At 41.3% G+C, this 12,150-nt stretch carries 7 protein-coding genes; all 7 read left to right on the plus strand.

Features of this window, described 5'->3' with window-relative positions:
* Positions 1–90: 90 nt before the first annotated feature.
* On the plus strand, positions 91–3,111 hold the full coding sequence (locus RCO84_RS14080) for a SusC/RagA family TonB-linked outer membrane protein (RefSeq protein WP_317585432.1): 3,021 nt from the start codon (positions 91–93) through the stop codon (positions 3,109–3,111).
* Between the two features lie 20 nt (positions 3,112–3,131).
* Positions 3,132–4,601 carry a RagB/SusD family nutrient uptake outer membrane protein gene (locus tag RCO84_RS14085; protein WP_233400042.1) on the plus strand — a complete coding sequence of 490 codons (1,470 nt, stop codon included), beginning with the start codon at positions 3,132–3,134 and terminating at the stop codon, positions 4,599–4,601.
* Positions 4,602–4,770: 169 nt separating this feature from the next.
* On the plus strand, positions 4,771–5,535 hold the full coding sequence (locus RCO84_RS14090; RefSeq protein WP_260849797.1) for an endonuclease/exonuclease/phosphatase family protein: 765 nt from the start codon (positions 4,771–4,773) through the stop codon (positions 5,533–5,535).
* A 148-nt stretch (positions 5,536–5,683) separates the two neighbouring features.
* On the plus strand, positions 5,684–7,057 hold the full coding sequence (locus RCO84_RS14095) for a glucoamylase family protein (RefSeq protein WP_317585433.1): 1,374 nt from the start codon (positions 5,684–5,686) through the stop codon (positions 7,055–7,057).
* Complete coding sequence (gene bglX, locus RCO84_RS14100) at positions 7,054–9,357, plus strand: beta-glucosidase BglX (protein WP_373690156.1); 2,304 nt, start codon at positions 7,054–7,056, stop codon at positions 9,355–9,357. The genes RCO84_RS14095 and bglX overlap by 4 nt, the downstream gene beginning before the upstream one ends.
* Positions 9,358–9,365: 8 nt before the next feature.
* Positions 9,366–10,199, plus strand: coding sequence for a DUF4886 domain-containing protein (locus RCO84_RS14105; protein WP_287859483.1), 834 nt, complete (start codon positions 9,366–9,368; stop codon positions 10,197–10,199).
* A gap of 302 nt (positions 10,200–10,501) precedes the next feature.
* Entirely contained in the window at positions 10,502–12,115 is a 1,614-nt protein-coding gene (gene pckA / locus RCO84_RS14110; protein WP_144155621.1) for a phosphoenolpyruvate carboxykinase (ATP), read from the plus strand.
* Positions 12,116–12,150: the final 35 nt, after the last annotated feature.

Here is a 12,150-nt window from a genome sequence, read left to right on the forward strand (position 1 = left end):
AGTCCAAAATTTGCTAATGAAACAAAAAAGTGTTTACTTTGCACCGCAATTTTAAACTTAAATAAAAGTAACGAACAAAATGATTTAATTATGAAAAAATTATTATTGCTTCTAACACTCTCTTGCTTTGCGCAATTCTCTTTTGCGCAGAATAAGGTCGTGAAAGGTAGTGTCCTAGACACATCTGGTTACCCTATTATAGGTGCGACCATTAAGATTGTTGGCTCTAACCAGGCTACCGTTACCGATATGGATGGTAACTTTACGATCCAAGATGTTAACCCTAAGGCTACTATTAATGTATCTTACATTGGTATGCAGCCTCAGACCTTAAAGGTTACTGATAACCTGAAAGTAGTTTTGAACGATGATTTCCAGAACCTCAATGATGTGGTAGTCATCGGTTACGGTTCTGCTAAGGCCAAGGATTTGACTTCGCCTATCACCATTATCAAGGCTGATGATATCAAGTCTACACCTTCTTCTTCTCCTATGTCTGCCTTGCAGGGTAAGGTTGCAGGTGTGAACGTCGTAAATAGTGGTACGCCTGGTGCTGGTCCTACAGTGCGTGTCCGTGGAGTCGGTTCTTTCGGAAACAGTTCTCCGCTCTATGTTGTTGATGGTATGTTCTATGATGACATCAACTTCATCAACAATGATGATATTCAGGATATGACAATTCTGAAGGATGCTTCTGCTGCAGCAATCTATGGTGTAAGAGCTGCCAATGGTGTTGTACTCATCACGACCAAAAAGGGTGTTAAGAATCAGAGTGCCAAGATTACATACGATGGATATGTAGGTATTCAGAAAGCTACAAATGTATTGAAGATGGCGAACTCTAGCCAGTATGCTACCATGTTGATGGAAGCAAACTTTAATGCTTACTCCCCAATGATCAAGAATTCTATCGACCGTTTTGGGGGTAGCTATGCTGACAGCGATTTCCATAAGTGGACTTATGGTGCAAATACCGATTGGTATGACGAACTTCTTCGTACAGCAGTAATGACCAACCACAGTATTGGTATCAGTGGCGGTAGCGATAAGTCAACTTACTCTTTGGGTATGAGCTACTTGGCACAGGATGGTATCATGGATGTGAAGAACAACTACAAGCGTCTTAACTTCCGTGCTGCCATAGATTACGATGCAACCAAGTGGTTGAAGGTAGGTTTCAATGGAGTATTCAGCCAGTCAAGCCAGATTTTGCCAAACAATACAGCATGGCAGCAAGCATTCAATACTCCTGGTTTGATACCTGTATATGATAATAACAATGAGAATGCCAAGCCTGAAAAGTATGCTTCGCCTAAGAGCATCGGATTGTCTGACAACTTCAAGAATCCTGTAGCTACAGCCAACTACTATGATTCAAAGAATGATTTGCGTCAGTATATGACCAATTTTTATGCTCAGTTGAATATCGTGCCAGAGAAGTTGACTTTCAAGACAAGTATCAACTACAACTATCAGAATATTGATGGCAGAACTTTTGTTCCTACCTACTATGTAGAAAGCAATCAGCAGAGCAATGCTACTTCTTTGACCAAGACCAATACCCAGTATAACAACTATATATGGGATAATACCTTGACCTATAAGGATAGTTTCGGTAAGCACAATTTCGGTGCCATGCTTGGTACATCTATGCGTCAGGAAACTTATAAGAACTTGTGGGGCTCTGCTCCTAATGTACCAGAGGGCAACGATTCTTATCTGTATTTAGGACAGGGTAGCACAACAGGTATTACATTGGGTGATGACGGAACAAAGTTTAGAGGTTTGTCTTACTTTGCCCGTTTGAACTATGATTTCGACAGCAAGTATTACTTGATGTTCACGATGCGTGCTGATGGTTCTTCTAAGTATCAGGACAAGTGGGGTTACTTCCCATCAGTAGGTGCTTCTTGGGTAATTTCAGAGGAATCCTGGATGAAGAACCAGTCAATTATCGACTATCTGAAGGTTCGTGCCAGCTGGGGTAAGTTGGGTAACGACCACGTAGCAGCAAGTGATGGCTTCGCATCCATCTCCACCGGTAATAGTGCTTCTGGTGTATTCGGAAATACTGTTTTCCCTGGCTATCAGAATAATACATATTTCAGCTGGTTGCAGTGGGAGGTTGTAGATGAAATCAACGCAGGTTTCAATCTCTCTACTTTGCAGGGCCGCTTGAATATTGATGCCGACTACTTCCACAGAATGACCAAGCATGCTGTGATTTCTCCGCTGGTTTCATTTGAGAATAAGTCATTGGCTGGCAACTATGGTAAGATTTTGAATGAAGGTCTTGATTTCTCTATGACATGGAACGACCGTATAGGTAAGGACTTCAAGTATCATGCAGGTGTAAATATGTCTTTCCTTCGTAATAAGGTAAAGAGCTTGGGTGGCGCTAACATAATCAACGGTGGTAAGACTATCAATATGGTTGGCAAGGAGATGAATTCTTTCTATGGTTTCAAGGTTGTTGGTATCTATCAGACTCCAAAGGAGTGTCAGAATGATCCTATTGCTGTAGCAAACGGTTTGGAACCAGGTGACTTCAAGTATGAGGATGTAAACCATGATGGTGTGATAGATGCAGCAGATAAGCAGACATTGGGTTCTTATATCCCTAACTTCACATACGGTATCAATCTGGGTTTCAGTTACAAGAATCTCGACTTCGAGTTGAGTACATACGGACAGGCTGGTGCTCAGATGTACAACCGTAAGCGTGCTTTGAGATATGCTCAGAGTGACTTCAACTTTGATGAGGATCAGGTAAAGAACCGTTGGACCGGTCCTGGTTCAACCAACACATATCCATCTGCTAAGGCACTGATAAAAGGATGGAACGTATCAGACCAAAAAGTTAATTCTTTCTTCGTAGAGAGCGCAGACTACTTCCGTATTCAGAATGCAACTCTCGGTTACAGTTTCAAGAATATCAAGATGGGTAGCTATACCTTGCCATCAATCCGTTTGAGTGTAACAGCCGACCGCCCATTGACTCTTTTCAGTGCCAACGCTTTCACTCCAGAGTTGAGCGATGCACAGGGGTGGGATACAGAGGTATATCCATTGACAAGCACTTATACATTTGGTGTTCAAATTCAGTTCTAACTAATTAAAAAGATACAACAATGAGAATCAATAAATATATATCAGCTTTTGCTGTTGGAGCACTGATGGTTGGTGTAACTTCATGCAGTGACTATCTTGATATTGACCCAGAGAACAAAGTTCCTGAGGAGAAGGTAGATTTTACAAAGACCGATGATATGTATCAGCCTGTATCAGGTGTGTATGCAAAGTTGAGAACAGGTGGTATGCACTGGGTGATTTGGCCTTTGTCTATTGTTAGAGATGACGATGTCTGGTCAGGTCGTATTGATGACCAAGCTCCATTGGTAGACTTCGGCAATTTTAAGTACGACAATGGCTTCTGGGGCTTAAAGGAATTATGGAATCAGTATTATGGTATGATTAAGGTGGCTAATTCTGCTATCGAATCATTGGAAGGATATGCCGAGAATCTGACTACTGAAGCAGACAAGAAGACCAATCGTGCTTATCAAGGTGAGGTGAAGATTCTTCGTGCTTATGCTTATTATCGTCTGACACAGGCTTTTGGTCCTGTAACTATCTTGCGTAGCAATACACAGAAGGATTTGACACGTTCAACATTAAATTCTGTAAATCGCTATATGTTGGAGGATTTGAAGTATGCAATGGAGAATGCTCCTCGTAAGCGTCCTAACCAAATGGAGCACAAGGGTGCTGTTACTGCTTACACAGCTGCGGCGTTGGCTGCCAAGATCAACCTCAATATGGGTAACTATGATGAGGTTGAAAGATTGACTGATGATATCATTGCAAATGGTGGTTTTGAGTTGTATAATGACTTTTATGAGTTGTTCAAAATTCCTGGAAAACTCTGTGATGAGTCTTTGATGGAATGTCAGTGTACAGACTTCGGTGTTGGTTCTGGTACAATGGTCGATGCTGACCAGTGGTTTGTGTTCCAGGGACCGGCTAATGATGGTAATATTTCTGGCTGGGGTTTTATTGGTCTTTACCCTGAGTTTAGAGCATGGGCTAAGAATCGTGGTGAAACAGTAAGATATACTACTTCTTTCCTGGAGGCTGGTACAACAACTCCTAGTGGTGATGTTATCCGCCCATTGAAAAACCCTACCCAGACTGATTGTTGGAATGGTAAGGCTTATACTCCAACCAACGAGTTGACTGAAGGCAGAACCAAGTATGGTAGCAATAATAACATTCGAATCTTGCGCTATGCTGATGTTCTCCTGATGAATGCCGAGGCTAAGGTCCGCTTGAACAAGAATGGTGATGCTCCATTCAATCTGGTAAGATCTAGAGCACATCTAGGCGAGTTGACCAACGTAACGGTTGATCAGATTCTTGATGAGCGTAGAATGGAACTCTGTTGTGAGTGGGGTGAGCGTTATAACGATTTGGTACGTACAGGCAAGGCTAAGACCGTGCTAGGACCAAAGGGATGGACAGAGGCTAAGACTTACTATCCGTTGCCATTCATGACCGTAAATGATAATCCTGACTTGAAGAAAGAACCAATCGGGGAATAATCAATCTCTCTTATATAAATCTATGGACCGGCTCTGTAATGGGGCTGGTCCTATAGGATGAATACTCACAATCAATGCGTTTATTATGAATAAAGTCTATAGAATATTCTCTTTTCTGACATTATGCATCTTTTGTATTCTGTCTACTCATGCCCAGAAAGTGAGCGTGATGACCTTTAATATCCGATTGGATGCTGCATCAGATGGAGATAATATCTGGAACAATCGAAAAGGGGCTGTTGTTGATATGCTCAATTACTATCAGCCGGATCTTTTGGGTATGCAGGAAGTTTGCCCTAATCAAATGGATGATTTAAAATCAAAACTTCCTCAATACGAAGCACTTGGCGTAGGACGAGATGATGGTAAACATCAGGGTGAGCATAGTCCTCTATTTTATCTGAAAAGTCGTTTTAAACTTATTAAGCATGGTGATTTCTCTTTGAGCGAGACTCCAGATGTGTTTGGTGTAAAAGGTTGGGATGCTTCTTATAATCGTGTTTGTAGCTGGGCTATCTTAGAAGATAAAATCAACCACAAGAAGATAGCTTTCTTCAATACTCACCTTGATAATGATGGGCAGATTGCAAGAAAGGAAGGTATTCGGTTGATTCTTAAAAAGATAGATGAGTGCGCTAAGGGGTTGCCTGTGATTATCACAGCTGATTATAATTGCTCAGATGGTGAACCGCCATTCATGGTGCTTCGCCAAAATGGCATGAAAAGTGTTCGTGATATAGCGCCTGTTAAATATGGTCCTAATTATTCTTGGCATGATTTCGGTCGTCTTCCTGTCGGTGAATGTCCATTGCTTGATCATGTGTTTGTGAATAAGAACGTAAAAGCTACCCGTTATCGTGTGATAGATGATAAACCGGAGAAGGTCTATCTTTCAGACCATTTTCCAGTACTGGTTGATTTAAACTATAAATAATAGCATCTACAAGAATGAAAGAATCACTCTTTTCTGATATTGTTATTTTTCTTCAAGATGTAAATTGAGGACAATCGATGAAAACTGGGTACTTGTTACGTAACAAAGTAATTAAAGTATAATAAAACATATAATATATAATAAGGTAATGAAAATCAATAAAACACTAATATCGCTCTTCATGTTGACATTGTCATGGACTTCATGTGGAGCATCTGGGGAGAATACTCCAGCAGCAACACTTCCGCCTTCAGTAAAGCAAGATAGACCAACATCCTTTGCTAATGATAATGAAATGTTGGACTATATACAGAAAGTACACCTTAATTATATGTGGGATGGTGCGGAAAGTAATTCAGGACTGGCGCCAGAACGTATTCATCTGGATGGCATTTATCCGCAGAATGATAAAGATGTGGTTACAACCGGTGGAAGTGGATTTGGAATTGCAGGTTTACTGGTTGGTATCGATCGTGGTTTTATTGACCGTCAGGAAGGGGTAAAGAGATTTAGGAAGATAGTGAACTTCTTAGAGAATGCTGATCGTTTTCATGGTGTTTGGCCACATTGGATCAATGGTAAGACAGGCAGAATTGTTCCCTTCGGTCGAAAAGATGATGGTGGAGATTTAGTAGAAAGTTCGTTTCTTATGACTAGTTTGCTCTGTGCCCGACAGTATTTCAAAGATGGAAATGTCGAAGAGAAGCAAGTTGCTGCTAGCATTGACAAGTTATGGAAGGAAATGGAATTCGACTGGTATCGTCGTGGGGGGCAGGATGTACTTTATTGGCATTGGTCGCCTAACTATGGATGGGAAATGAACTTTCCTTTGGAGGGCTATAACGAGTGTCTGATTACTTACATTCTTGGATCGGCTTCACCTACTCATTCTATTTCAGCAGACTGCTATCATAAAGGATGGGCTCGTAGTGGCGGAATCAAGAGTACAGCTAAGCCTTTTGGTTATGCATTGGAGTTGAAACATAATGGAGCAGAACAAATGGGCGGTCCGCTTTTCTGGGCTCAATATTCATATATCGGGCTCGATCCTAGAAATTTGTCGGATCAGTATGCCAACTATTGGAATGTAGTACAGAACCATGCTCTGAGCGATTACGAATACTGCGTTCGTAATCCTAAAGGCTATAAAGGTTATGGAAAAAAATGCTGGGGTTTGACTGCTAGCTATTCGGTTGATGGCTATTCGGCTCATGCACCAAATAATGATTTAGGTGTGATAACGCCAACAGCGGCTCTATCTTCTTTCCCATATACACCAGAACAGTCAATGAATGCCCTTAAATATTTCTATGCCAAGGGGGCTTGGATTTGGGGCAAGTATGGATTCTATGATGCCTTCTCTGAAACAAAAAAATGGACAGTGCCCCGTTATTTGGCAATAGATCAACTGACGATAGCTCCGATGATAGAAAATTATCGCTCAGGACTTTTGTGGAAACTCTTCATGAGTTGCCCTGAGGTACAAGAAGGATTAACGAAACTAGGTTTTACCTATAAATAAAAAACAAAATTATGAAAGCAAAAAACTGGATACTTTCTTTCGTAACGCTTGCCATGGGAGTAAGTCCGGCTATGGCACAGCAAACCGGAGAATATGCAAAAATGAATAAGTTCATCGATAATTTGATGAGTAAGATGACATTACAGGAGAAGTTGGGACAGCTTAATCTTCCCGTAACAGGTGAAATAGTAACAGGACAGACTAAAAGTAGTGATGTTGCAGGAAAAATCAAACGAGGAGAAGTTGGTGGACTCTTCAACTTGAAAGGTGTGAAGAACATTAAGGAAGTTCAAAAAATTGCAGTAGAACAAAGTCGCTTGAAAATACCACTTCTCTTTGGAATGGACGTAATTCACGGCTACGAAACCGTGTTCCCGATACCTTTCTCGTTGTCTTGTTCATGGGATATGGAGGCAATCAAGCTGTCTGCTCAAATTGCAGCTCAAGAGGCTTCGGCTGATGGCATTAACTGGACTTTCAGCCCTATGCTTGATATTTGTAGAGATCCTCGTTGGGGGAGAATGTCTGAAGGCAATGGAGAAGACCCTTATTTGGGTTCTTGCATAGCCAAGGCTATGGTAGAAGGTTACCAAGGTAATGATTTGTCTGCACCAAATACAGTCATGGCTTGTGTTAAGCATTTTGCTCTTTATGGTGGGGCTGAGGCTGGAAGAGATTACAATACGGTAGACATGAGTAGATGGCGTATGTTTAACTATTATATGCCTCCTTATAAGGCTGCTGTTGATGCAGGTGCATTAAGTGTGATGACTTCTTTTAATGTGGTAGAAGGTATACCTGCGTCTGGTAACAAATGGCTTTTGACTGATGTGCTCAGAAATATGTGGGGATTCAAGGGAATGGTTGTGACAGATTATACGGCTATCGAAGAAATGATTGCACATGGAATGGGCAATTTGCAGCAGGTTTCTGCTATGGCGTTGAATGCGGGTACCGATATGGATATGGTTTCCGATGGCTTTGTTGGTACTATAGAAAAATCAATAAAAGAAGGAAAGGTTTCTGAGGTGACGGTTAATACGGCTTGTCGTCGTATATTGGAAGCTAAATATAAGCTAGGTCTGTTTGATGATCCTTATAGATATTGTAGCGAAAAAAGGGCAAAAAAGGAGATCTTTACACCAGAGCACAAGGCTATCGCTCGTAAGATTGCTGCAGAAACCTTTGTTCTGTTGAAGAACGAGGGTAATCTTTTGCCTTTGCAGAAAAAGGGTAAAATTGCTTTGGTTGGTCCTTTGGCAGATACTCGTAGTAATATGTCGGGAACATGGAGCGTTGCTGCCCGATTGAATGATAATAAAACTGTGCTTCAGGCTTTTAAGGAGGCTGTAGGAAATAAAGCAGAAGTACTTTATGCTAAAGGCTCTAATCTGTTGTATGATGCAAAGAGAGAGGCTGATGCTACTATGTTTGGAAGAGAAATGCGTGATCTGCGATCTGCAGAAGAGATGTTGAAGGAGGCTATTGCTGTAGCTAAACAGGCTGATGTTATTGTTGCTGCTGTGGGCGAGTCTTCAGAAATGAGTGGTGAATGTAGTAGTAGAACTAATTTGGAAATACCTGATGCTCAGAAGAATTTGTTGGCTGCTCTTAAAAAAATGGGCAAGCCTATTGTGCTTGTTAATTTCTCAGGAAGAACTACTGTGATGACTTGGGAAAAGGAGAACTTCCCTGCTATCTTGAATGTCTGGTTTGGTGGATGTGAATCGGCTGATGCTATTTGTGATGTCTTGTTTGGTGATAAGGTTCCAAGTGGTAAACTGACAGCCACTATGCCAAAGAGTGTAGGGCAAATTCCTCTCTTCTACAATCATTTGAATACAGGTAGACCGCTTGAGGATGGAAAATGGTTTATGAAGTTCCGCAGCAACTATTTGGATATAGATAATGAACCGTTATATCCATTCGGTTATGGACTTTCATATACCACATTCCGCTACGGAAAGCCATCTCTTTCTAGTACAATTCTTTCTGAGAATGGTAAGATTCTGATTTCGGTAGATGTCACAAATACTGGTAATTATGATGCAGATGAGATAGTTCAACTTTATATCCGCGATTTGGTCGGAAGTGTGTCTAGACCAGTGAAGGAATTGAAGGGTTTTGAAAGAATCTGTTTGAAGAAAGGCGAGACAAAAACAGTTACCTTTACTCTTACCCCTGATGATTTGAAATTCTATAATCAGGAATTGGAATATAAGTATGAACCTGGAGAATTCGAGGTAATGGTTGGTCCAAACAGTAAAAATGTACAGACTCTGAAGTTTGAATTAAAATAATGTTAGTTATGAAAAAGAGAATCTTCTTATTGTTTATAGTTACGGCATTTGTCCTCATGGGGGCAAATGCTGCTAAGGTCGTTAAAATATTAGCTATCGGAAATAGCTTTTCGGAGGATGCTATTGAGCAGAATTTGCACGAATTAGCTGATGCTGATGGGGTGAAAACCATTATTGCTAATCTCTATATTCCGGGATGCTCTCTGGAACATCATATGAAGTGTGTCAATGAGGATTTAAAATCTTATCGCTATCGCAAAATAGGGGTAGATGGTAAAATGCAGCAAATAGATAAAGAGCAGGTGTCAAAGGCGTTGGCAGATGAGGAATGGGATTATGTAAGTGTACAGCAAGCTAGTCATTTCTCTGGTGTTTACGATACTTATCAGCCATATTTGAAAGAGTTGATTGCCTATGTCAAGACGCATACTTCACCAAAAACAAAGATTGTGTTTCATCAGACATGGGCGTATGCTAATGATTCTAAGCATGATGGCTTTGTAAAGTATGGTAATAATCAACTGATAATGTATAATTGCATCTTAGATGCTACCCGCAAAGTTATTCATGATTGCCATCCTGATATTCTTGTTCCTGCTGGTACGGCCATTCAGAATGCGCGTACATCTTATATTGGCGACAGAATGAATAGAGATGGGTATCACCTCAATTTGACTTATGGTAGATATACTGCTGCATGCACTTGGTATCAGGCTATTTTTAAAAAGTCGGTTGTGGGAAATAAATATTTGCCTATGGGAATGACAGAAGCCGAACGTACTGTAGCACAGAAGTCTGCTAGAGCTGCTGTTAAACATCCTTTTGTGATTACAAAGATATAAAGCAACTCTTATTTTTCCTTCAAATACCCTCTTATATATAAATAGGTGTAAATCTCTGCTTGTTTTTCTTTAAGCAGAGATTTTTTGCAAAGTCAACGTGGCAAATGTCGGTCGAATCGGCTTTTTTTAAGTTCTTTAACCTAAAAAGCTTTTAAAAAGAAAGAATAATACCTAAGAATCTTTGCTGTAAAACATATTTTTCGTAACTTTGCGGCGGTTTTGGGAGAATGATGATTTCTTCTGTCAACCAAGATAAAAAGGTAAAGAGAAATTATTCACAACTTAAATACATTTAAAATAAAATGGCAAAGTTTGATAAGTCAGTTTTAGCAAAGTACGGAATCACAGGTACAACTGAGGTTCTCTACAATCCTTCTTATGAGGTATTGTTCAATGAGGAGACTAAGGAAGGTCTCAAGGGTTTTGAGGTTGGTCAGGAGACTGAGCTCGGTGCAGTTAACGTAATGACTGGTATTTACACTGGTCGTTCTCCTAAAGACAAGTTCATCGTTGACGATGCTACATCTCACGACACTGTATGGTGGGATTCTGAGGAGTATCACAACGATAACCACAAGGCAACTCCAGAGGCATGGAACGCCGTTAAGGAGATCGCTAAGAAGGAGCTTTCTAATAAGAAGTTGTTCGTAGTAGATGGTTTCTGCGGTACACACAAGGATACACGTATGAAGGTACGTTTCATCGTTGAGGTAGCATGGCAGGCACACTTCGTAACAAATATGTTCATCCGTCCTCAGAACGAGGCTGAGTTCGATCAGGAGCCAGACTTCATCGTTTACAATGCTTCTAAGGCAAAGGTTGAGAACTGGAAGGAGTTGGGTCTCCACTCAGAGACAGCCGTTGTATTCAACGTAACTTCTAAGGAGCAGGTTATCATCAACACATGGTATGGCGGTGAGATGAAGAAGGGTATGTTCTCTATGATGAACTACTTCTTGCCATTGAAGGGTATGGCTTCTATGCACTGCTCTGCCAACACAGATATGAACGGTGAGAACACTGCTATCTTCTTCGGTCTTTCTGGTACAGGTAAGACTACATTGTCAACAGACCCTAAGCGTAAGTTGATCGGTGACGATGAGCACGGATGGGACGACGAGGGTGTGTTCAACTTCGAAGGTGGTTGCTACGCTAAGGTTATCAACCTCGACAAGGAGTCTGAGCCAGACATCTACGGTGCTATCACACGTGACGCTCTCCTCGAGAACGTAACTGTAGCTAAGGATGGTAAGATTGACTTCGCAGATAAGACTGTTACCGAGAATACTCGTGTATCTTATCCTATCTACCACATCAAGAACATCCAGCGTCCATTCTCTCAGGGTCCAGCTGCTAAGCAGGTTATCTTCCTCTCAGCAGATGCATTCGGTGTATTGCCACCAGTATCTATCTTGAACGCTGAGCAGACTAAGTATTACTTCCTCTCTGGTTTCACAGCTAAGTTGGCTGGTACAGAGCGCGGTATCACCGAGCCTACTCCAACATTCTCTGCTTGCTTCGGTCAGGCATTCTTGGAGTTGCACCCAACTAAGTACGCTGAGGAGTTGGTAAAGAAGATGCAGAAGTCTGGTGCTAAGGCATACTTGGTTAACACAGGTTGGAACGGTTCAGGCAAGCGTATCTCTATCCGCGACACACGTGGTATCATCGACGCTATCCTCGACCACTCAATCGACGCAGCTCCTACAAAGACTATCCCATTCTTCAACTTCGTAGTTCCTACACAGTTGGAAGGCGTAGATCCTAAGATCCTCGATCCTCGTGATACATACGCTGATGCTTCTCAGTGGGAGGAGAAGGCGAAGGATTTGGCTGCTCGCTTCATCAAGAACTTCAAGAAGTATGAGACAAACGAGGCTGGTAAGGCTCTCGTTGCTGCTGGTCCACAGCTCTAATTCGATACTTCGAATTTATACTAAATATGAAATCC

Source organism: Segatella copri, from assembly GCF_949820605.1.
Lineage (GTDB): Bacteria > Bacteroidota > Bacteroidia > Bacteroidales > Bacteroidaceae > Prevotella.